This window comes from Pseudidiomarina fusca, assembly GCF_032227045.1.
Taxonomy (GTDB): domain Bacteria; phylum Pseudomonadota; class Gammaproteobacteria; order Enterobacterales; family Alteromonadaceae; genus Pseudidiomarina; species Pseudidiomarina fusca.
Genome location: NZ_JANFPJ010000001.1, coordinates 1 through 21,480, shown reverse-complemented (window position 1 = coordinate 21,480; position 21,480 = coordinate 1). Strand labels below are relative to the sequence as shown.

General features: G+C 45.7%; 30 protein-coding genes. 1 reads left to right on the top strand and 29 read right to left on the bottom strand.

The genetic code is table 11. The annotated features are described in order from the left end of the window. Positions 1–5: 5 nt before the first annotated feature. The 15 genes from rpsQ to NOG12_RS00080 all read right to left on the bottom strand — a co-directional run bounded on the left by rpsQ (position 6) and on the right by NOG12_RS00080 (position 9,877). Positions 6–269 (bottom strand): 30S ribosomal protein S17, encoded by a 264-nt coding sequence (gene rpsQ, locus NOG12_RS00150; RefSeq protein ID WP_110076191.1) that lies wholly within the window; start codon positions 267–269, stop codon positions 6–8. Beyond that, complete coding sequence (rpmC, locus tag NOG12_RS00145; protein WP_110076190.1) at positions 269–460, bottom strand: 50S ribosomal protein L29; 192 nt, start codon at positions 458–460, stop codon at positions 269–271. The genes rpsQ and rpmC overlap by 1 nt, the downstream gene beginning before the upstream one ends. Further along, complete coding sequence (gene rplP / locus NOG12_RS00140; RefSeq protein WP_110076189.1) at positions 460–873, bottom strand: 50S ribosomal protein L16; 414 nt, start codon at positions 871–873, stop codon at positions 460–462. Before rplP ends, rpmC begins: the two co-directional genes overlap by 1 nt. Before the next feature lie 11 nt (positions 874–884). Next, on the bottom strand, positions 885–1,574 hold the full coding sequence (rpsC, locus tag NOG12_RS00135; protein WP_110076188.1) for a 30S ribosomal protein S3: 690 nt from the start codon (positions 1,572–1,574) through the stop codon (positions 885–887). Positions 1,575–1,584: 10 nt separating this feature from the next. Further along, positions 1,585–1,917 carry a 50S ribosomal protein L22 gene (rplV, locus tag NOG12_RS00130; protein WP_110076187.1) on the bottom strand — a complete coding sequence of 111 codons (333 nt, stop codon included), beginning with the start codon at positions 1,915–1,917 and terminating at the stop codon, positions 1,585–1,587. 12 nt (positions 1,918–1,929) lie between these two features. Then, positions 1,930–2,208, bottom strand: coding sequence for a 30S ribosomal protein S19 (gene rpsS, locus NOG12_RS00125; protein WP_026860408.1), 279 nt, complete (start codon positions 2,206–2,208; stop codon positions 1,930–1,932). Between the two features lie 16 nt (positions 2,209–2,224). Further along, positions 2,225–3,049 carry a 50S ribosomal protein L2 gene (gene rplB / locus NOG12_RS00120; RefSeq protein WP_110076186.1) on the bottom strand — a complete coding sequence of 275 codons (825 nt, stop codon included), beginning with the start codon at positions 3,047–3,049 and terminating at the stop codon, positions 2,225–2,227. Between the two features lie 14 nt (positions 3,050–3,063). Beyond that, complete coding sequence (gene rplW, locus NOG12_RS00115; RefSeq protein WP_110076185.1) at positions 3,064–3,366, bottom strand: 50S ribosomal protein L23; 303 nt, start codon at positions 3,364–3,366, stop codon at positions 3,064–3,066. Beyond that, positions 3,363–3,968, bottom strand: a complete 606-nt coding sequence (gene rplD, locus NOG12_RS00110) for a 50S ribosomal protein L4 (RefSeq protein WP_110076184.1) — start codon at positions 3,966–3,968, stop codon at positions 3,363–3,365. Before rplD ends, rplW begins: the two co-directional genes overlap by 4 nt. 18 nt (positions 3,969–3,986) lie before the next feature. Next, positions 3,987–4,631: a 50S ribosomal protein L3 gene (rplC, locus tag NOG12_RS00105; RefSeq protein WP_110076183.1), complete on the bottom strand. Its 645-nt coding sequence runs from the start codon at positions 4,629–4,631 to the stop codon at positions 3,987–3,989. 38 nt (positions 4,632–4,669) lie between these two features. Beyond that, positions 4,670–4,981 (bottom strand): 30S ribosomal protein S10, encoded by a 312-nt coding sequence (gene rpsJ / locus NOG12_RS00100; protein ID WP_008488677.1) that lies wholly within the window; start codon positions 4,979–4,981, stop codon positions 4,670–4,672. A 331-nt stretch (positions 4,982–5,312) separates the two neighbouring features. Then, on the bottom strand, positions 5,313–6,557 hold the full coding sequence (locus NOG12_RS00095) for a dipeptidase (RefSeq protein WP_258306617.1): 1,245 nt from the start codon (positions 6,555–6,557) through the stop codon (positions 5,313–5,315). A 189-nt stretch (positions 6,558–6,746) separates the two neighbouring features. Next, positions 6,747–7,052 carry a hypothetical protein gene (locus NOG12_RS00090; protein WP_313932091.1) on the bottom strand — a complete coding sequence of 102 codons (306 nt, stop codon included), beginning with the start codon at positions 7,050–7,052 and terminating at the stop codon, positions 6,747–6,749. 165 nt (positions 7,053–7,217) lie between these two features. After that, entirely contained in the window at positions 7,218–8,282 is a 1,065-nt protein-coding gene (gene dusA, locus NOG12_RS00085) for a tRNA dihydrouridine(20/20a) synthase DusA (RefSeq protein WP_153826737.1), read from the bottom strand. 62 nt (positions 8,283–8,344) lie between these two features. Beyond that, on the bottom strand, positions 8,345–9,877 hold the full coding sequence (locus NOG12_RS00080; protein WP_313932090.1) for an amidase: 1,533 nt from the start codon (positions 9,875–9,877) through the stop codon (positions 8,345–8,347). Positions 9,878–9,953: 76 nt separating this feature from the next. Here NOG12_RS00080 and zur point away from each other — a divergent pair, with 76 nt between their 5' ends. Then, positions 9,954–10,397: a zinc uptake transcriptional repressor Zur gene (zur, locus tag NOG12_RS00075; RefSeq protein WP_110076179.1), complete on the top strand. Its 444-nt coding sequence runs from the start codon at positions 9,954–9,956 to the stop codon at positions 10,395–10,397. Positions 10,398–10,423: 26 nt separating this feature from the next. Here the strand turns inward: zur and dnaB are convergent, their stop codons facing one another. The 14 genes from dnaB to NOG12_RS00005 form a co-directional block, all read right to left on the bottom strand. Further along, the gene (gene dnaB / locus NOG12_RS00070; protein WP_313932089.1) at positions 10,424–11,854 is read right to left on the bottom strand and encodes a replicative DNA helicase; all 1,431 of its coding nucleotides are present in this window, start codon (positions 11,852–11,854) and stop codon (positions 10,424–10,426) included. Positions 11,855–11,983: 129 nt separating this feature from the next. Then, positions 11,984–12,934, bottom strand: a complete 951-nt coding sequence (locus NOG12_RS00065) for a DUF4097 family beta strand repeat-containing protein (RefSeq protein ID WP_313932088.1) — start codon at positions 12,932–12,934, stop codon at positions 11,984–11,986. 26 nt (positions 12,935–12,960) lie between these two features. After that, complete coding sequence (locus NOG12_RS00060) at positions 12,961–13,506, bottom strand: hypothetical protein (protein ID WP_313932087.1); 546 nt, start codon at positions 13,504–13,506, stop codon at positions 12,961–12,963. Further along, positions 13,490–14,062: an RNA polymerase sigma factor gene (locus NOG12_RS00055; protein WP_162014578.1), complete on the bottom strand. Its 573-nt coding sequence runs from the start codon at positions 14,060–14,062 to the stop codon at positions 13,490–13,492. The genes NOG12_RS00060 and NOG12_RS00055 overlap by 17 nt, the downstream gene beginning before the upstream one ends. A 155-nt stretch (positions 14,063–14,217) precedes the next feature. Continuing rightward, on the bottom strand, positions 14,218–14,670 hold the full coding sequence (gene rplI / locus NOG12_RS00050; protein WP_110076175.1) for a 50S ribosomal protein L9: 453 nt from the start codon (positions 14,668–14,670) through the stop codon (positions 14,218–14,220). A gap of 43 nt (positions 14,671–14,713) precedes the next feature. After that, complete coding sequence (rpsR, locus tag NOG12_RS00045) at positions 14,714–14,941, bottom strand: 30S ribosomal protein S18 (RefSeq protein WP_006956988.1); 228 nt, start codon at positions 14,939–14,941, stop codon at positions 14,714–14,716. Positions 14,942–14,951: 10 nt separating this feature from the next. Beyond that, positions 14,952–15,254 (bottom strand): primosomal replication protein N, encoded by a 303-nt coding sequence (gene priB, locus NOG12_RS00040; protein ID WP_110076174.1) that lies wholly within the window; start codon positions 15,252–15,254, stop codon positions 14,952–14,954. A gap of 34 nt (positions 15,255–15,288) precedes the next feature. Further along, positions 15,289–15,663, bottom strand: coding sequence for a 30S ribosomal protein S6 (rpsF, locus tag NOG12_RS00035; RefSeq protein WP_110076173.1), 375 nt, complete (start codon positions 15,661–15,663; stop codon positions 15,289–15,291). Between the two features lie 137 nt (positions 15,664–15,800). Beyond that, entirely contained in the window at positions 15,801–16,229 is a 429-nt protein-coding gene (locus tag NOG12_RS00030; RefSeq protein ID WP_313932086.1) for a hypothetical protein, read from the bottom strand. Then, entirely contained in the window at positions 16,222–16,965 is a 744-nt protein-coding gene (gene rlmB, locus NOG12_RS00025; protein WP_110076171.1) for a 23S rRNA (guanosine(2251)-2'-O)-methyltransferase RlmB, read from the bottom strand. Before rlmB ends, NOG12_RS00030 begins: the two co-directional genes overlap by 8 nt. Before the next feature lie 29 nt (positions 16,966–16,994). Further along, entirely contained in the window at positions 16,995–19,349 is a 2,355-nt protein-coding gene (gene rnr / locus NOG12_RS00020) for a ribonuclease R (RefSeq protein ID WP_313932085.1), read from the bottom strand. Between the two features lie 194 nt (positions 19,350–19,543). Then, positions 19,544–19,945, bottom strand: a complete 402-nt coding sequence (locus tag NOG12_RS00015) for a hypothetical protein (protein WP_110076169.1) — start codon at positions 19,943–19,945, stop codon at positions 19,544–19,546. A 496-nt stretch (positions 19,946–20,441) separates the two neighbouring features. Then, positions 20,442–20,921 (bottom strand): hypothetical protein, encoded by a 480-nt coding sequence (locus NOG12_RS00010; RefSeq protein WP_313932084.1) that lies wholly within the window; start codon positions 20,919–20,921, stop codon positions 20,442–20,444. A 133-nt stretch (positions 20,922–21,054) separates the two neighbouring features. Further along, positions 21,055–21,411, bottom strand: a complete 357-nt coding sequence (locus NOG12_RS00005) for a hypothetical protein (RefSeq protein WP_110076166.1) — start codon at positions 21,409–21,411, stop codon at positions 21,055–21,057. Positions 21,412–21,480: the final 69 nt, after the last annotated feature.

Genomic DNA, 21,480 nt, shown 5'->3' with positions numbered 1-21,480 from the left:
ATCCATTAGATAACTTCAGCGCGCTCTACAATTTCAACTAATGCCCAAGACTTAGTCTTAGATACTGGACGAGTTTCGCGAATAATCACGGTATCGCCAGCTTTACACTCGTTGTTTTCGTCGTGTGCGTGTAACTTAGTGGTACGGGTAATGTACTTACCATATACCGGGTGTTTAACACGGCGAGTTACTGCAACAGTGATAGACTTGTCCATCTTGTCGCTAGTTACACGACCTTGCAGAGTACGAATACGTTTTTCTTCAGCCATTACGCACCTGCCTTCTCAGTCAGAATAGTTTTAACACGTGCGATATCACGACGCACTTGCTTCAACATGTGAGTTTGATTCAGCTGGCCAGTTGCAGCTTGCATGCGCAGGTTAAACTGCTCACGACGCAAACCTAGCAATTCTTCTTGCAGCTGCTCAACGGTTTTTTCTTTCAGTTCGTTCGCTTTCATTACATCACCGTCCGAGTCACAAAGGTGGTTTTGAATGGCAGCTTACGTGCCGCAAGAGTAAATGCTTCACGAGCAATCTCTTCCGAAACACCGTCCATTTCATACAGGACACGACCTGGCTGAATTTGAGCTACCCAATATTCCACGCTACCTTTACCTTTACCCATACGCACTTCAAGTGGCTTCTGAGTAATTGGCTTGTCTGGGAATACGCGGATCCAAATCTTACCTTGACGTTTCACGTGACGCGTCATGGCACGACGAGCTGCTTCGATTTGACGCGCAGTCATACGACCGCGTTCAACCGATTTTAAACCGAAAGTACCGAAGCTAACTTTGTTACCTGCTTGCGCCAGACCACGGTTGCGGCCTTTGTGTACCTTACGGAATTTTGTACGCTTTGGTTGTAACATATCGTATCTCCTTACTTACGGCCTTTAGGGCGTTTTGCTGGAGCTGCTGGTTTTTCTTCAGCAACTGGCATGCCGCCTAGAACTTCGCCTTTGAAGATCCAAACTTTAATGCCGATAATACCGTAAGTGGTGCTTGCTTCGGCAGTAGCGTAATCGATGTCCGCACGCAATGTGTGCAATGGAACACGACCTTCACGATACCACTCGCTACGAGCGATTTCAGCGCCGCCTAAACGACCGCTTACTTCCACTTTGATACCCTTAGCGCCAAGACGCATTGCGTTCTGTACCGCGCGCTTCATAGCACGACGGAACATCACACGACGCTCTAATTGGCCTGCGATGTTTTCACCAACCAGTTGTGCGTCAAGCTCAGGCTTGCGTACTTCTGAGATGTTGATTTGCGCAGGAACGCCAGTCAATTTAGAAACTGCTTGACGCAATTTCTCTACATCTTCGCCTTTCTTACCAATCACAACACCTGGACGGGCTGTGTGGATAGTTACACGGATGCTCTTAGCTGGACGCTCGATAACGATGCGAGAAACTGACGCTGCCGCCAGCTCTTTTTGCAACATTTTACGAACCAAGTGGTCGCTGTGCAGGTTATCAGCAAAATCTTTTGTATTCGCGAACCAGGTTGCATTCCATGGTTTGGTGATACCTAGGCGAATACCATTAGGATGTACTTTCTGACCCATAACTTATCTCCTAGCTATCCGATACAACCACAGTAATGTGGCTGGTACGCTTAAAGATACGATCAGCACGACCTTTCGCACGAGGCATGATGCGTTTCATAGTAGGACCTTCGTCTACCATTACTTTTGCAACTTTTAACTCGTCGATGTCGGCACCTTCGTTGTGTTCAGCATTCGCAATGGCTGATTCCAACACCTTTTTCAGCAGGCCAGCTGCATCTTTAGGGCTGTAAGCCAAAATTTCCAGAGCTTTCGCTACTGGTAAACCGCGAATCTGGTCAGCAACCAACCGGCCTTTCTGCGCTGATAGGCGAGCAAATTTGTGAATAGCAATAGCTTCCATTTCAACTCTCCCTTAGCGTTTCTTGGCTTTCTTATCAGCGGCGTGGCCACGATAAGTGCGGGTTGGTGCAAATTCACCAAGCTTGTGACCAATCATTTCGTCAGAAACGAATACTGGCACGTGCTGGCGACCGTTATGAACAGCGATAGTTAAGCCGATCATATCAGGGATAATCATTGAACGACGGGACCAAGTTTTAATTGGCTTTTTGTCCCCGGCTTCCAACGCTTTCTCCACCTTATTCAATAGGTGAAGGTCGATAAATGGACCTTTTTTAAGAGAACGTGGCATGTCTAATCCTCAACTCTTATTTGTTGCGACGACGTACGATGAACTTATCAGTACGCTTGTTCTTACGGGTCTTATAACCCTTAGTCGGAGTACCCCATGGGGTAACCGGGTGACGACCACCAGAAGTACGACCTTCACCACCACCGTGCGGGTGATCAACCGGGTTCATCGCCACACCACGTACGGTAGGACGAACACCACGCCAGCGCTTCGCACCAGCTTTACCCAATTGACGCAGCATGTGTTCTGCGTTGCCTACTTCACCGATGGTTGCACGGCAATCCGCCTGAATTCGGCGCATTTCGCCAGAACGCAGACGTACTGTTACGTACGCGCCATCGCGAGCCAATACCTGTACTGACGCACCAGCTGAACGAGCTAGCTGAGCACCTTTACCAGGCTTCATTTCAATTGCGTGTACAACTGCACCCACTGGGATATTGCGCAGTGGCAAAGCGTTACCCGCTTTGATTGGTGCATCTGAACCAGACTGTACTTTATCGCCAGCTTTCATGCCCTTAGGAGCAAGAATGTAACGACGCTCACCGTCTGCATACAGAATCAATGCAATGTTAGCTGAACGGTTTGGATCATATTCCAAACGCTCTACTTTTGCAGGGATGCCGTCTTTGTCGCGTTTAAAGTCAACCATACGGTAGTGATGCTTGTGACCACCGCCAATATGACGAACAGTAATACGACCATTGTTGTTACGACCACCATTTTTGCTGTTTTTATCCAACAATGGGGCGTAAGGCTTACCTTTGTACAGGTCTTCGTTAACCACTTTAACAACGTGGCGACGACCTGGAGACGTAGGCTTACACTTAACTAATGCCATGTGAATTCCTCCTGTTACTCAGCGCCGCCGACGAAGTCGATGTCCGCACCTTCTTTCAGGGTGACATACGCTTTTTTCCAGTCGCTACGCTTACCGAAGCGCATACCGGTACGTTTGGTTTTGCCTTTTACGTTCACAGTACGAACGCTATCAACCTCAACTTCAAACAGCTTTTCTACTGCTGCTTTGATTTGTGCTTTGGTTGCAGTCGTTGCTACTTTGAACACGACAGTGTTAGCAGTTTCTGCAGTCATAGTAGACTTCTCAGAAACATGAGGAGCTAGGATTACAGTCAGCAAACGTTCTTCGCGCATCATGATAACACCTCCTCAATTTGCTTCACTGCGTCAGCAGTCATCAATACTTTTTCAAAAGCAATCAGGCTTACTGGGTCGATACCTTGTACGTCACGCACGTCTACTTTGTGTAGGTTACGTGATGCTAAGAACAAGTTCTCGTCTACTTCTTTAGTCACGATTAATACATCGTGTAAATCCATAGCTTTCAGTTTAGCTGCTAATTCTTTTGTTTTTGGAGCTTCTACTGCAAAGCTCTCAACCACGATTAGACGATCTTGACGAACTAATTCAGACAAGATGCTCTTCATTGCACCGCGGTACATTTTCTTGTTTACTTTTTGGTCGTGGCTGCGTGGTTTCGCTGCGAAAGTAGTACCACCTGAGCGCCAAATAGGGCTACGGATAGTACCAGCACGAGCACGGCCAGTTCCTTTTTGACGCCATGGCTTTTTGCCACCGCCAGATACTTCAGAACGCGTTTTTTGCGCTTTGGTACCCTGACGAGCGCCAGCTGCATAGGCAACTACTACCTGATGAATCAAAGCTTCGTTGAACTCACGTCCAAAGGTAGCTTCGGAAACTTCAAGAGCGCCTTTTGCGTCTTTTAATGTTAATTCCATCACCATTCTCCTCAGACGTTACGCCTTAGCCTTGACTGCTGGCTTGATGATTACATCGCCGCCAGTAGCACCAGGGACAGCGCCACGAATCAGCAACAAACCACGCTCTGCGTCAACACGTACTACATCAAGAGTTTGTACGGTTACTTGTTTGTTACCCATCTGACCTGCCATCTTCTTGCCTTTGAAAACCCGACCAGGAGACTGGTTTTGACCGATAGAACCCGGCGCGCGATGCGACAACGAGTTACCATGGGTAGCGTCCTGAGTACGGAAATTCCAGCGCTTAATAGCACCTTGGAAACCTTTACCTTTTGAGGTACCGGTAACGTCTACTTTTTTGGTGTCTGCGAAAATTTCTACAGTAATTTCAGAACCTACTGCGTATTCTTCACCTTCACCGTCCTCTAGGCGGAATTCCCAGAGACCGCGACCTGCTTCAACACCCGCTTTTGCGAAGTGACCAGCAAGTGGTTTAGTAACACGGTTTGCTTTTTTAGTACCTGCAGTCACTTGAAGCGCGCGGTAACCGTCAGTTTCCTCAGTTTTCACCTGAGTCACACGGTTTGCTGTCACTTCGATCACAGTAACAGGTACAGAAGCGCCGTCTTCTTGGAAGACGCGAGTCATTCCTACTTTACGACCGACTAGACCAATAGCCATTGTTAAAACCTCTCGTGTGTAATCCTATTACTGCCCGCTTAGCCCAAGCTGATCTGTACATCTACACCCGCCGCAAGATCTAAACGCATTAAAGCGTCAACAGTCTTGTCAGTTGGGTCCATGATGTCGATCAGACGCTTATGGGTACGGATCTCGTACTGGTCACGCGCATCTTTGTTTACGTGCGGAGAAATAAGCACAGTAAAACGTTCTTTGCGCGTTGGCAGTGGAATTGGACCACGTACCTGAGCACCAGTGCGTTTTGCAGTTTCTACGATTTCTGCAGTCGACTGGTCAATCAGACGATGATCGAACGCTTTCAAGCGAATCCGAATTCTTTGATTAGCCATAATAAAATCAAAGCCTCAATAAAAGAGCATTTAAAAAAGAGCACAGAAAAAAACCTACACCCTGGCACATACCGGGCGAGGTATTTTCAACGAAAATCCATTCAATCCCCTATCGGGACTGCTGTGGCAACCAATTACAGTCGCGAGAGCTCCAAGGAGTTCATCAACTGTGGCCGCGAATTATACACTTTCGTAGTTAAAAAGCAACGTCGTTATTCGTTATTCGTTATTCGTTATTCGTGCGCTTCGCTGGTCGTCCGCGTTTCACGCTGTTCGAAAAACCAAACCTGAACAGTGAGCAACGCAAACGGACGAGCAACGAGCATCGCTGTTAGTTTGCAGCAGCGTAGGCTTCTACCTCACGCCATACTCGAACAAAATTCTTGTAGAGAATCTTTTCGATGTCTGCTTCGCTGTAACCACGGTCTAAAAGACCTTGCACCAAATTAGGATAGCTCGACACATCCTTTAGGCCTTCAGGTAGAGAATCACCCACCCCATCATAGTCCGAACCTATGCCGATATAGTCGATACCCACAAGGTTTTTCACATGGTCAATATGATCAAGTACCTGTTCTAAGGTAGCAAACGGATAAGGGTTTTTAGCTCGTAGCTCAGCTATACGCTGCTTGGCTTCATCAGAGTCCGCGCCATATTGCTCTTGGACTTTTTCGATTTGACCACGAATCATGGCACCATAGCGGTTGGCTTGTTGGGTTACAAAAGATGAGCCGAAGTTAATCATAATCACTCCACCGTTTTCGGCGAGCGCTTTGATCATATCGTCGCTCATGTTTCGCTCAAAACCGGGAGTGTATTTACGTAAAGAGGAATGCGAGGCAATGACCGGCACTTTGGATAACTCGATGGTCTGCCAAAACGCATCATCGGAGACATGAGATATGTCTATCATCACTCCAATCTCATTCATGGCTGTTACTAATTCTTTACCGAACGGGCTGAGACCATTCCACTGCTTGCGAATGTCATAAGATGAATCAGCAATATGATTAGATTCACTGTGAGCTAAGGTGATATAACGAATGCCACGGTTGTAGAATTTCACCAAATTGTTAAGGTCACCCTCTATCGGAGAGCCGTTCTCCATCCCCATTGCGATAGAAATAACGCCACGCTCTTGCTGCTGCATCACTTGGTCAACACTTGCCGCTAGGGCAAATTTACCTGGAGCTCGATAGGCAAGGGCTTCCATGCTATCAATTAACTCATGCGCGAGCTGATAACTAGCACCGGGAGTGCGCTCTAAATTCGCGGGAATGTAAATGGACATAAAAGGTACATTCAAACCGCCTGCTTTGGCGCGCGGGTAATCAAAATCACCGCGAGCCGTGGCCTTGGTGACATCTTCCCAATCCTTTTTTAAGCGATAAGGCACATCAATATGGGTATCAATAATTAAATTCTGTTGCGCAATCTGATGCGCTTTTGCGCTGGCGGTATAATGTTTGTGGCCTTCTTTACCATCATGTGCAAGTGCGCTGCTAGCACTTAGACCAAGAAAACTGGCTACGCCAAGTGCTGCCAAGCTATAAGTGAAAGTAACGGATTTATTCACGCGGCAGTATCCTCTGTTGTTATGATTATGAGCGGTGGAACATCAGCCTACCACAGCTCTAATCTCCAATCACTCAGATTTACCGGCGCTCACCGCAGCTGAAACTGTAACGACCGCACCGGCAACAACGGTACCAACTACCGGCGCAATCATTAACATAACTAAGATACTCTGCTGCATGCCACCTCCTTATTCTGGCTGCTGACCAGTTAAGCTAGGCAACATCTCACTGGCATAATCAGCGGCACTACGAACAATTGCAGGCAATGACAAGGATACCTTAATATCATTAACCCAATCTAAGAGTTCGTTGTCAGCTGCTTGCTTTACTGAGCTACTAACAGCTTGTGCATCGGCATGAACTAATTCAGTTAGTAACGGTTCGACCGCTACATTATCGGTGGTTTGATCCGCTGTTTGTGCAGATGCTACACCTACATAGAGCTGGCTTACTAAGACACCTAATGCTACCAACATAGTTACTGAAGTTTTCATTGCTTATCTCCTTTTGTACCATTGTGAAACCGACGATTCGGTACTAAGACTTAAGCAAAGAGCATGCCAACTATCATAAACCAATGATTAATAGGTATTTTATAAAGATAAATAAAAAAGGCACCCTGATGATGGAGTGCCTTTGCTGAGAATTAATGTCAACTTTTAACTACCGTTAGCGTAATCCGCCATTTTTTGAGCAATTCTTTCACGAGCTATTTCAACCTCATGCAGAGCCATTTGCAACAGCTCATGCGCATCACTAGCTGTAGGCCCGTATTGGCTTAAGACCTGACGCCAACGTTTAGCACCGGGGCCACCTTGAAACAGTCCTAACATATGCCTTACAACATGCCAGACCCGTCCGCCTTCAGCCACATGGGCTTGAGTATAGTCAGCCATTTGCGCTATCACTTGTTGTAAGTCAGGGCGATGGCTGTCACCACACAGAGCATCAAACTCAGTAAGTAGCGTGGGATTTTGATAAGCTTCGCGGCCAATCATCACACCATCAACAAACTCTAAATGATGTTGAATCTCAGCAACAGTCTTTACCCCGCCGTTCAACGTTATATGTAACTGGGGATAGCGCTCTTTCATGCGATAAACACGATCGTAGCGCAACGGTGGTACTTCTCGATTTTGTTTTGGGCTTAAGCCCTTTAACCACGCATTGCGGGCGTGTAGAGTGAAAAATTGACACCCAGCAGCCATCACCGGCTCTAAGAAACGCTGTAAATAGTCGTCACTATCATGCTCATCTATACCTAACCGCGTTTTAACCGAAATCACCGTCTCTGGTGCCGCTGCTTGCATGGCTGCAACACATGCGGCAACGGTTTCTGGCTCAGCCATGAGGCAGGCGCCAAAACTACCATTTTGAACTCTATCTGATGGGCAACCAACATTAATATTCACTTCTTGATAACCACGTTCTGCAGCGACGGCTGTGCAGTGCGCCATCGCAGCCGGATCACTACCTCCCAATTGCAGCACCAGCGGTTGTTCAGCAGCAGCGTATCGTAAGAAATCGCCCTTGCCATGAATGATTGCACCTGTGGTCACCATCTCCGTATAGAGCACCACCTGCTGACTTAGCAGTCGATGAAAGTAACGGCAGTGGCGATCCGTCCAATCCAGCATCGGGGCTACGGAAACGAGACGGTTCCACGCATAGGCGTTGGCAACTTCAGGGGATGGACCAGCAGGCGAGTGATACAGCTCAGACATGGGGCTAACTCTTGTTAATACATTAGCCCCATAGTATACCTTGAAGCACCCTTTGCCTGCTACTACCGCAAGACAGGTGCGCGACGAGCTTGGCTTAACTGCTCAAAAGCATAGGCGGCTTCAATCAGGATAGGTTCAGATTTTGCGGTCCCAAAAAAACTCATTCCTACCGGCAAATGCTCGACAAATCCCATGGGTACCGTGATATGTGGATAACCAGCGACAGCTGCAGCACCACTGGCTGACCCGCTAAAGTTATCGCCATTGATCAAGTCAATTTTCCAAGCTGGCGACACCGATGGAGCAATTAGTAGATCAAGATCATAGTCAGCCATAGCGGCATCTATGGCTAATTTACCAGCTTTTTCTCGTGCATTTTTCTTCGCCGCTAGGTAAGCCTCTTTATCCGTAGCTGCTAGCGCCATAGTAAAGAGTTCTTGCCCAAACCAAGGCATGGTCGTTTCAGCATGGGCTATGTTTGCATCATGCAGGTCTTGCAGCGAGCTATACTGCGTATGGGGGCTAGCGGCAAAGTACTCTGTCATGCCTTGATTAAACTCATATAAGAGAACGGCGAACTCGTCGTTACCCCAGTTACGTCCCTGTGTGAATTTCACGTCGTCCACTATAACTGCGCCGGCTTCTTTTAGTTGTTCTAAACGCTCAGTAAAAATAGCATCCATCGCCTGGTTGTAGCCCATCAACTCTCGCACCACACCAATACGTTTCCCAGCCAAGCCATCGACACGCAAATGACGACTGTAATTTGCAGTCGGAGCAAAACTGGCGCTATCAGCCGAATCTTTTCCTACCATCGCATCAAGCATGTACACCGCATCTGTGACATTGCGAGCCATAGGCCCGGCTGTATCCTGGCTCGCAGAGATAGGAATAATACCGTCGCGACTAAGCAACCCGACCGTAGGTTTGATGGTGACAATTCCATTGATAGCTGCTGGACAAATAAGGCTACCATCGGTTTCAGTTCCTACGGCCAACACTGTGAAATTAGCGCTAACTGCAACCGCCGAACCCGAGCTCGACCCACAAGCTGTACGGCTAGTATCGTAAGGGTTTTTAACTAAGCCGCCCCAACTACTCCACCCCGATGCCGAGTTGGTGGAGCGGAAGTTGGCCCACTCGCTTAAATTGGCTTTGCCCATAATAATCGCCCCTGCTGCTCTAAGCCGTTGCACAATAAAGGCATCATCAGGGGGCATATGATCACGTAATAAATACGAACCGGCAGTATTGGCGAGACCGTCTGCGGTATCAATATTATCTTTCAACAATACCGGAATACCGTGCAATTCACCGCGACTATGACCAGCAGCTAGCTCGTTATCCAACTGCCGCGCCTGCTCTCGTAAGGTATCTAAATCGATTAAACTAATCACAGCACGTAGATCAGCACCATCGGTGTTGTGCTTTTTGATGGTAGCGTAATATTCTTCAACCAGTGCCACGCTTGTGAGCTTACCCGATTGAAATTCCGCCTGAATATCAGAAATAGTCCGCTCATGCGCCAGAACTTGTGCTGTCGTTAACAAAGCAACAAAAGCCAAGGCAGTGCTTAATGTTCTTATTATTTTCATTGATTTTTCCTAGCACGAAACGTTTGATGAAAGGTTATACTTTGCCGTATCCATAAGCGATGATAAACTTCGTTGCATGAACACACAAGAAACCCAACGCCTGATAAACAAGGCCGAAAAATTATGCGAACAACGTGGGGCTAGACTAACGCCCGCACGGCGCGAAGTTTTTGAAATCTTAGCAGGTCAAGAAGGCGCTATCGGAGCTTACGATTTATTAGACAAGCTTAAAGCGGCTGTACCTAACGCTAAACCACCGACCATTTACCGTGCTCTTGATTTTCTTCAAGAACAGGGCTTTGTGCACAAAATCACGTCCTCAAACAGCTACGTTTTGTGTTCTCATTTTGATCATCAGCATCCAGTACAAATGTTGATTTGCGAGCAATGTGGTGCGGTACAAGAAATTCAATCAGATGGGGTTTACGAGGCTTTGCGTAAACAAGCAGAAGACCAAGGGTTTGTGGTCGTTTCACAAACCATCGAAGCTCATGGTCTCTGTCGAGATTGCGTGAGCTAGCAGTTGGCAACTGCTAGCTCAATCAATTAATAGTCTGGCCCGTCTGGTATATCCATCTTGGCCAAATTATCAAATCTTGAAAACTGCCCTTTAAACTTCAATTTAACCCGTCCTATCGGACCATTCCGCTGCTTACCTATGATGATTTCGGCAATCCCCTTCTCTTCTGATTCCGGGTGATAAACCTCGTCTCGATAAATAAACATGATAACGTCGGCATCTTGCTCAATTGAGCCAGACTCGCGCAAATCCGAGTTCACCGGACGTTTATCAGAACGCTGTTCGAGTGAACGGTTAAGCTGAGATAAGGCAATGACAGGTACTTTCAATTCTTTCGCTAACGATTTCAAGGAGCGCGAAATCTCTGCTATTTCTAGCGTCCGATTTTCAGACATTCCAGGTACCGTCATCAACTGCAAGTAATCCACCATAATCAAGCCTAAACCCCCATGATCGCGGTGAATACGTCGTGCTCTAGCGCGCACTTCAGTCGGAGTCAGGCCAGACGAATCATCGATATAAATATTATTCTTTTCTTTTAAAATATTGACTGTTGATGCAATTCTCAACCATTCCTGTTCATCCAACCGGCCGGTCCGAACCTTAGTTTGATCGACAGAACTTAAGGACGCCATCATCCGCATCATGATTTGTTCTGCAGGCATCTCTAGGCTAAAAACCACTACCGGTTTATCGTTTCTCATGGCAACGTTTTCGACTAAATTCATGGCGAAGGTTGTTTTACCCATCGATGGCCGTGCTGCCACGATAATTAAGTCGGATGGTTGCAAACCTGCTGTCATCTGATCCAAATCTAAGAAGCCAGTAGCAACACCAGTTACGCCATTATGATTCTTAATAGCACCAAGCTCTTCAATTTTACTAATAGTTCTGGCCAAAATCGGAGAGATAGCTTGGGGCCCATCATTTTCGCTAGTACGCTTCTCAGCAATAGCTAAAACCTTTGTTTCAGCCATATCAAGTAACTCAGCACTGGTGCGATTCTGGGTATCAAATCCAGCTTCAGCAATATCATTTGCAACGGCGATCATCTCGCGCAAAATCGCTCGCTCACGCACAATTTGTGCATAGGCCCTAATATTAGCTGCGCTCGGGGTGTTTTTTGCAATTTCACCTAGATAGGCAAAACCACCCACATCTTGCAATTCATTATTTGCCTCGAGTACTTCTGATACCGTAATTAAGTCAATCGGTTGGCTTCGCTCGGCTAAATGATGCATAGCACGATAGATCAAGCGGTGACCGCGATGATAGAAGTCATCGGCAATTAACTCCCCAGCAATAGTATCCCACGCTTGGTTATCCAGCATCAGTCCACCCAATACGGATTGTTCTGCTTCAATGGAATGTGGAGGGGTTTTTATTGCATCAAGCTTGGCGTCTTTGAGCTTTTGCTGTCCCTGCCAGGCTTGCTTGGTAGTGCGCTTTTCTGCCATGTATCTCTCAGTGAGTGAAGATGAATAATTCACCTGAGACTATACAAAATCAGCGAGCGCGAAGAAAGCAAATCAGCATAAATTTACTGATTTGCTTAGCTTGGCTCTGAGACATTGGCGTTAATTCATTTACTTATGTAAAACAATATTGCCACTTACACTGTGCAGACTCACTGTGCTGTTGCGTTCGCCAAGCTCGAGTTTCAGGCTTTGTCCTAATCCGAACTCACTTTCTGCCGCTTTCACGCCATTCAAGCGGTTAATAATGTTACCACCGGCGCTTGTGCGCACTTCAATATCGGCATGAATAACCTTGCCTAATTGTATCGTCGTATCGCCGCTCACGGTTTCTACATTCACTCGTGCGCCTTCATTTAGAGCTGTATTTACATTAACGTCTCCACTAACATTATTAATGTCTAGTGAATCGACATGTGCCAGAGTTAGTTGCACATCACCTGATACCCCTTCAGCACGCACTACACGAGCATTAGTCTTAGCTTTTACGTTACCGCTAACAGTGGCGTATGTTGCACGCGAACTATCACTCCCCTGATCTTCTATGTCACCACTAACACTGTTTAAGGTGATTTCACCGGCTAATTCTCGTCCCTTAATGTCACCACTTACCGATTCTAAATTCACCCCACCGGTTAAATAAGAAGTTGTAATATCACCACTAACGCTGTTAATTATCACCTTGCCCGTAAAACGATTAAAAACAAAGTCAGCCGAAACGCTTTGCGCTTCAACTCTCACGGTCTTCGGTAAGGTTATTCTCAAATCATTACCGTCGCTGTTTGAGAAGTTGCCATCGTTTGGCATTTTCACGCGAATAGTTAAGGTGTTACCATTCAGTTCAAAAATAAATTCTTCCGCGCTTTCATCAAGGTTACCTACCACCTCAGCGATATTTGAATCAGTGCCACGTACGTCAACCTCGCCGCGCATCGTATCAATCACGACCCGCGTATTGGCAGGAATTTCAAGTTTCTGGTTTATCGGTTCACCTTTGGCTAAAGCTAAATTCGGTAATAGTAATAACGTGCCGACCATGGCTAATTGAATTAATTTGTTCATTGATACATTCCTCTATTGTGCTTTGTTTAAACCTGCCGATAAGTGCGCGGCTGCATATACATAGTTTTCAATAGCTCAAGCTCCTGCTGGTGCAACCACTGTAAAAACTTCCATAGCTCCAGATTATTGGGCTCTTGTTGCAGTTGCTGAGTCACTTTAATTGCTGCTTCACGTAGTTGTTGTAACTCTACTTCTAATTCACTAAATGAGGGCGTAAAACCGGCATCTTGGTAATTGCTTAATAGCAACTCACGCTGTTGCTGGTGCTGTTGGGTTACCATCGTCAGCAATTTCATCTGCGCCTCGGTTTGCAACCTGTTACCTGGACTCAACTTTTGCACATGGTGAGTACCCATAAACACTCCGATGGCAACGAATAATGACGCAGCAACACCTATCACCCAACGTCTGTTATTGTTTACTTGCAACTGCGAACCGAGCTGTTGTCGGCTAATACTCGCCTCAATGCCACGCCACAAGTCTTTGGGTGGCGTTATCTCACCACCATTTCGCATCGTTTCGTCTATCAACGAATCTAATGCGTTGCTTGAACTACTATTCGGCGTTGTCATCGCTTAACCACTCCTCTAATAACGCTCTGGCACGGTGCACCTGAACTTTACTGGTGCCTATCGCTATTCCTAACTCTTCGGCTACATCTTCATGACGCATTCCCTCTAGGCAATGCAGAACAAACACCCAGCGCATTTGCAAGGGCAGTCGCTGAATCAAACCATCAAGGCGCCCCAAATCTGGCCCATCACTATGTACCAAGTTCTGTTCGAATTCAGTTTGTCCGTCTCCGACCAGCTGCAACTGCTGTACACGACGGTTTTGTTTACGCAACTCAGTTATGACTACGCGCGTAGCGACGGTATACAGCCAAGTACTAAATTTACTTTCGCCGCGAAAACTCGCTAAGTGCTTCCATAGCTGAATAAACACTTCTTGGGTCACATCATTCGCCGTATCCAAATCACCTGCAAGACGCATCACCAAACCGTAAACACGCCGATGATGCCGTTCATATATTTCACGAAACGCCTTCAAATCGCCTTGTCCGGCCTGCTGCGCAAGCTTTACATCCGGGTCATCAAAATATGATGCTGTTAAAGTTTGAGCTGTCACGGGAATTCCTATCTTGGTATTTTGTACAGCGATTCTTATTAAGTTAATCAGTATGTCGCACGTTCCTCATGCAAGGTTTACAATGCGTCATAAAAAATCCCAAAAAAAAAGCTGCCCAAATGGACAGCTTTTCTAGTTTGCTTGCAGCAGCTGAATTAATCTTCAGCAACAACCTGCAATTTAACGGTTGCAAATACGTCCGAGTGCAAGTGCAACTCGATGTCATATTCGCCAACGTCACGTAACGTGCCGTTCGGTAACAATACTTCTGATTTTACTACCGCAACACCTGCAGCAGTTACCGCATCAGCGATATCACGAGTACCGATTGAACCAAACAGTTTACCTTCGTCACCAGCTTTTGAGCTAATAACTACTGGCTCTAATGCATTTACTTTCTCTGCACGTTCTTGAGCGGCAGCTAAGTCAGCAGCTAATTTAGCTTCTAATTCAGCCCGACGCTCTTCGAAAACTTGAATGTTCGCAGCGGTTGCAGGAACTGCTTTACCTTGCGGGAACAAAAAGTTACGTGCGTAGCCAGACTTAACAGAAACCTGGTCACCCAGGCCACCTAAGTTGGCAATTTTGTCTAACAGAATAATTTCCATTGTTCGCTACCTCTGAGTTCTTGAGATCGTTCGCAATGCCGGCTTACTGATGTGAATCAGTGTAAGGCAGCAAAGACAAATAACGTGCACGTTTAATTGCACGCGCCAACTGACGCTGATACTTCGCAGAAGTGCCAGTGATACGGCTAGGAACGATTTTGCCACTCTCAGTGATGTAGTTTTTCAGAGTAGCGATATCTTTGTAATCAATTTCTTTAACGCCTTCAGCCTTAAAACGGCAGAATTTACGGCGACGGAAAAAACGAGCCATGATGGTCTCCTCAAATCTTCACAAGTTGCTGGGCATGCAATACCAGTTTACCAATACCGTTTTTATCTTCTATTCGATTCAAAAAACCTGAAACTTGTATGTCACTTCCAACGTTTAATTCATTTGCCCATTGTGTTGCTAATGCCCCACTCACTACGGTGACCATGCGTACATAGGCACGTCGTGGTAATCCAGCCTCTATTTGTTCTGAGCGATGCTCTAAAACAAATTTCAAGTGGCTAATGCCAGCCGGACTGTGGGTTAATTGCGGTGGTTTAACAACTGCACCACTGACAACAAAGTGATTTTGCACAGACTACACAATAGTAGACACAACGATTATCAGCTTACGCTGCGTCGTTGTCGTCTTGCTCTTCGTTGCGGCTATCAGCTTTACGCGGCTCATCTTTCTTGCTCAAAACAGATGCTTCAGATTCAGCTTCTTTCTTGCGCATGATCATGTTGCGTAAAACCGCATCGTTGTAACGGAAAGCTGTTTCTAGCTCGTCTACAACTTCAGCAGTCGCTTCGATGTTCATCAACACGTAGTGTGCTTTGTGCAACTTGTTGATTGGGTAAGCCAATTGACGACGGCCCCAGTCTTCCAAACGATGAATGGTACCGTTACCTGCTTTGATGGTCTCGCTGTAACGCTCGATCATGCCAGGTACTTGCTCGCTCTGGTCTGGATGGACCATGAATACGATTTCATAATGACGCATTTCTGCTCCTTATGGTTCATAGCTACTAACGGGCTCAGTCACACCCTCAGCAGCAAGGAACGCTTTTTAGATGAATGAAAACTTCAGACTGATTTAAGCGGCGGGATCTTAGCCGAAAAAGCACACAATCACAAGCATCATTGTGCGTTATCTCCGGCTTCTACTAGATCTATCAATACTTTTACATACTGCTCCGGTAATGCTCCCATAGCTTCTGGGCGCCCTTGAATCTTAAAGCGTTGAAGATCCGCATTAGGACCTGTAAGTTCACCTAATAATTCAAGATTATCGGGTTGGCTAACGGATACCGTTAATTGCCATGCATAATCTGCCGGCTCATCGATAAGCTTCCATTCATGACGTTGTTCAAGGCGCTGCTGCACATCAAACAACACGTCTTGTAGCGCACTATTATTCGGCACTGGTGTGCTATAACTGATAAATAAAAATGGTTTATTACTGCGCTGTTCAGGGAGCAAGTCACCGGTAGGTAACCAAGCCAACGCCAGCAACACCATAATGATTAGCGAAATAATAATGGGACGAATACGGCGACGATTAAACATGACGCTGTCTCACTACTTCATACAAACAAACTCCAGTAGCAACGGAGACATTCAAACTACTTACGCTACCTAGCAATGGAATTTTTATCAGTTGATCACAGGTTTCACGAGTTAAACGACGCATACCGTCGCCCTCGGCTCCCATCACTATCGCCACAGGCCCCGTGTAATCAACTTGGTAGACACTATCATTCGCTTCACCGGCGGTGCCAATAACCCACACTTGGTTTTCTTGTAACTGACGTAAAGTACGCGCAAGATTAGTGACCTGGACAAAAGGAACTGTCTCTGCTGCACCACTAGCAACCTTGCGCACCGTAGGGTTGAGTGAGGCTGATTTATCTTTTGGAGCTATCACCGCGGTTACTCCCGCGGCATCAGCAGTACGCAAACACGCACCTAAATTGTGCGGATCGGTTACTCCATCTAAAACTAAAAACAAAGCAGCTTTGCCAGCTTTTGCACAAAGCGCATCAAGATCATTCTCAGTCAACTGTGGAGCTTCTAAAGCGGTAATAGCAATACCTTGATGATTGCCATTGTCGGCCTTTTTATCGAGGGTTGCTTTGGGCACAAACTGTACCCGTAATCCCAATCGCTGCGCTTGACTTACCAAGTCTTGTAAAGGCTTATCCTGGCGCTCACGAGTAGCGAAAACCTCAACCAGTCGTTCAGGATGTTGTTCAAGAATAGCACGCACAGAGTGCATTCCAAAAATCGTTATTTTTTTACTCATAACTCACTCATCGATATAAAACAGGACCATCAGCGTTGAGGTTTGCGCGCCTTACGTGCTGATTCTTTTTGTTTGCGCTTGGATTTAATGCGCGCTTTTGTTTTCTCTTTTTTTGCTTTTTTGACTTTTTTGTTAGGGGCTAAGGTGCCATCTCGTGACGCTCGGGGAGACGATTCATTCATGCGAGTTACCCCTGTTGGGCTCTCCGCTGAGAGTAATTCTAAATCAATTTTACGTTCATCAAGGTTAACTGATTTTACCCGGATGCGAGCTTTATCACCTAACCGAAATACCCGCCGACTGTTCTCCCCTATCAATAAATGTTTCGCACTATCATAGTGATAATAATCATTATCCAAGTTACTAATATGCACTAGTCCGTCAATTTGTAAGTCATCAATCCGAACAAATAAGCCAAAATTAGTTACCGCTGCAATAACGCCAGTAAATTCAGTCCCCACGTGGTCGCGCATAAATTCGCATTTAAGCCACTCATCCACTTGACGAGTAGCATCATCAGCACGTCTCTCCGTCATTGAACAGTGCTCACCCAAATGATCCAATTGCTCGTCTGGATACATCCAAGCACCGCTCAAGGCGGGCGAAGGTCCTTGCTGTTTTTTTAATATGGCTTTAATTGCCCGATGTAAAATCAAATCTGGGTAACGTCTAATCGGTGAGGTAAAATGAGCGTATTCAGTTAACGCTAAGCCAAAATGACCAACGTTATCAGGACTATAGACTGCTTGCTGCATCGATCTAAGCAACATGGTTTGAATCAATTCTGCATCAGGACGTTCAGCAACTTGTTCAAGCACCTCCGCATAATCTCGTGGACTAGGCTCATCACCACCTTTCATGCGCAGCCCCAGTTCCGCTAGAAAGCCACGAAATGCCGTTAACTTTTCACTGCTTGGAGTTTCATGGATGCGAAATAGTGCACCCGCCTCATCATCGCCCTCAATCAGGCGTGCCGTCGCTACATTCGCCATAATCATGCATTCTTCGATGATGGTGTGAGCTACATTCCTGCGAACAGGTTCTATCGATTCAATTTTACGCTGAGCATTAAAAATAAATCGCGTTTCAAGAGTTTCAAACTCAATTGCTGAACGCTGCTGTCGTGCTTGCTTAAGTATCTTATATAAGTCATGCAAATGCTCGATGTTGCTTAAAACTGAAGCATAATCAGAGCGTAATGTCGGATCCCCAGCCAATATTGCGGCTACTTTGTTATAAGTTAACCGGGCGTGGGATTTCATCACGGCAGGATAGAACTCTGAGTGCGTTAATTTGCCTCGTTTGTTGATTGTCATTTCCGCCACCATGCATAGGCGGTCTTCGTTAGGATTCAACGAACATAACCCGTTAGACAGCTTCTCCGGTAACATAGGTACGACAAAGTTCGGAAAATAAACAGAATTTCCCCGCTCTAAGGCATCTTTGTCTAACGCACTATTAGGTCTTACATAGTAGCTCACATCCGCGATGGCAACCCACAGCTTCCAACCGTCACCATGCGGCTCTGCGCAAACCGCATCATCAAAGTCACGCGAATCATCACCATCGATTGTGATCAGCGGTAAGCTACGCAGGTCCTTCCTGTCTTGATAAGCTTCACCTGGCACGTCCTCTCCAAAGCTTTCTAACTCTTGGGAAACTGCTGATGACCATTGCGTTGGGATATTATGTTCACGAATGGCTATTTCAATTTCCATTCCAGGCGCCATATGCTCGCCCAAGACTTTAGTTATGGTGCCAATTGGACTACTCCGTCGAGTTGGTCGTTGCGTCACCTCAGCTACGACAATTTGCCCATGTCGAGCGCCATTTGCTTGGCCTTCGGGGATGATAAGATCCTGACTTATACGACTATCATCTGGTACCACCACACCAATATTGTGTTCAACAAAATAACGCCCAACGATATCTCCTGAACGCGGTTCAATCACGCGGACAATGCGTCCTTCGGCTCGACCTTTGCTATCTGTTCCTTGCTGCTGCACTAACACAATATCGCCATGCAAAACGTTATACATTTGGTGGTGAGGAATGAATAAGTCTGCACCACCTTCGTCTGGGCGACAAAAACCAAAACCTTCACGATGACCAATAATACGTCCTTTAATTAGGCTCATTCGCTCTGGTAAACCATAAGCATTGGCTTTGGTATAAATTAATTGGCCATCTCGTTCCATCGCGCGCAAGCGACGTTTCATCCCAACGAGTTGCCGTTCATCAGCCAAGTTAAAATGTTTGACAAGTTCATCAAAGCTTATCGGCTTTAATCTAGCTGTGACAGCATGTAAAAGCTCTTCACGAGAAGGGATTTCAACTTCGTATTGAATGGTATCTGCATTAGATGATTGGTCGTTAGTGCTCATAATTCCTCGATATCCCATGTTAGCCTTGTTGCAACAGGGTAATTGCGGGCATTATAACAGATTTCCATAGTAGCCGCGCTAGTCAAGACTGTCACGCTAGTTACTTAAGCAATATGCCACGATTTGAATTGAAAAGAGAAGATTATTGGCCTTCATTGTGACTGCGAGGGCGAGGCTTTAGATTCAAGTCAGTATTACTGGCTACAGGTTAAATTGTCTGCTTCTGTAATAAACATTTGCAGGTTTTCTTCATTAAGCTGAAACGGGTAGACAACTGCTTTTGTAAAGTCTTCCTTTTTTTGGTTATCCCAATCAGACCATAAACGTTCGCGTTTTACTGTATTAAGTGCAACATTCCATTCACGTTTGGCTTTGTCCATTTGAAACCATGAAATCCATCTATTTTTTCCAGCTTCCCCATTTTTTTCTAATTCTGCTTGCAGAAGAGTTTCGAGAACCTCAGCATATAATTTATTCACAATAGGACTCTTAGAAACATCAAAATCATTTGGAGCATTATTGAATTTAGACTCCAATAAAGCTCTATGTAGAGCTAATAACTCGTAATAATTGTCAGTTGATAACTTAAAAGTCATTTTCTTTTACCTCAATGGTTCCTTGACGCCCATCTCTAATAGAGCCTTGGTGTATCAATTCGTTTGGCTGCGTACCACCCTGCAATGGTAAATTATCGTCAGGAGTGATTTCAACTCTATGGGTTCCCTTTGTTCCACCTTGCCCCATAAACAATGCATTGTTAGCATCAGCCGCAGAAATCTGGTCTGTGGTGACATATACCCGTCCTTGAGCATCACCTGAGGGAGAGGCTTGGATTCAAACTTTTTTTACTTCAGAAGTAATTATCAGTTTCTTGGTTTATCTGCCTCAGGATTTAAGTAAAGATAGATAACAAAAACAATGTACATTGCTCCTACCACACTTAGGCATGTAACAATAAACCTTATAATTATCTCTGTTGGAGTTCCAACAACGTCTGAAGTAAGCATCCTGTAGATAACCAGTAATATGATAATTACCGATGATATAAGGCTAAACTTAATTGCTCTTATAAAGATGCTTTTTTTAGTCGAATCATTCATCTTTTTTAATTGCCTCATCAACTGATTTGCCAGCCAATTCTGAAGTTGCTTGAGTCGCAAGATCAGTAGCTTGATTGTCTAGGGAGCGGAATGTGTCTTTCGTAAAACCGGCAACCTTTCCAATAGCATTGCCTACTTGCTTACCGGGGCCAGTCGCTGACAATAATCCATTTACAGCAGTATTCCCAGCAGTAGGGGTATTTCCGTTCAGCGACTCATTGACTGCATAGCCGCCTGTACCAGCAACGGCGCTACCTGAAGTAACTAATGCTCCAGCAGCTGCTTTTTCAAATTGAGTTGCGACAACTTTCCCTCCCACAGTTAATCCTGACTTTGCTAAAGAAGTTAGTCCTCCCGTTACGGCTCCAACAGCACCACTTATTAACGACTGTTTTAAGTCAACTGAGCCTGAAGTTGCGTATTGCACTGCTGCATCTGCCGGATTACCCAAATCACCTTGTTCGAACCACACCCGATGGCAAAAAGTCTCTCGGCCAGTGGAAAGATGGCGAATTTGCTGAAGAGTGTTGTCTGCTTTGGTAACAAAAAGCCCCGCCGACACCGAGTTACTGGTGAGGGTGGGGCTTTGGATTTAGAATGAATTATTACCCTTTTATTTTGTATTTATATACTCTTCCGCTCACATGTTCATAGCTAGGATCATTACCATTTGATGTATCAACCTGTACCTCAGGCCTAGGTACATAGATACCGCTTTCTGTAGCTAGCGAAGAATTCAAAACAATATAAATTCCCTTATCAGAAACATAAACTTTTTCAGGATTCAAATCACTGATCACAACGCTACCCGTAATGTCTACGCCAAAATTTTCGGATGGGTATAATCCTAGTAATTCAATAGAATCCTTCTCGATTCCTGATGCCATCTCACTGTCAATTTGCATGTTCTCTGAGCACGACATCATCATTAACGCGAATAAAAAGTACAGAGTAATCTTCATAGCATTTCCTTATGAACAGTTAGAGTAAGCGTCCATTTTAGGACGTATTGACGCCTTATAGATTTCGGC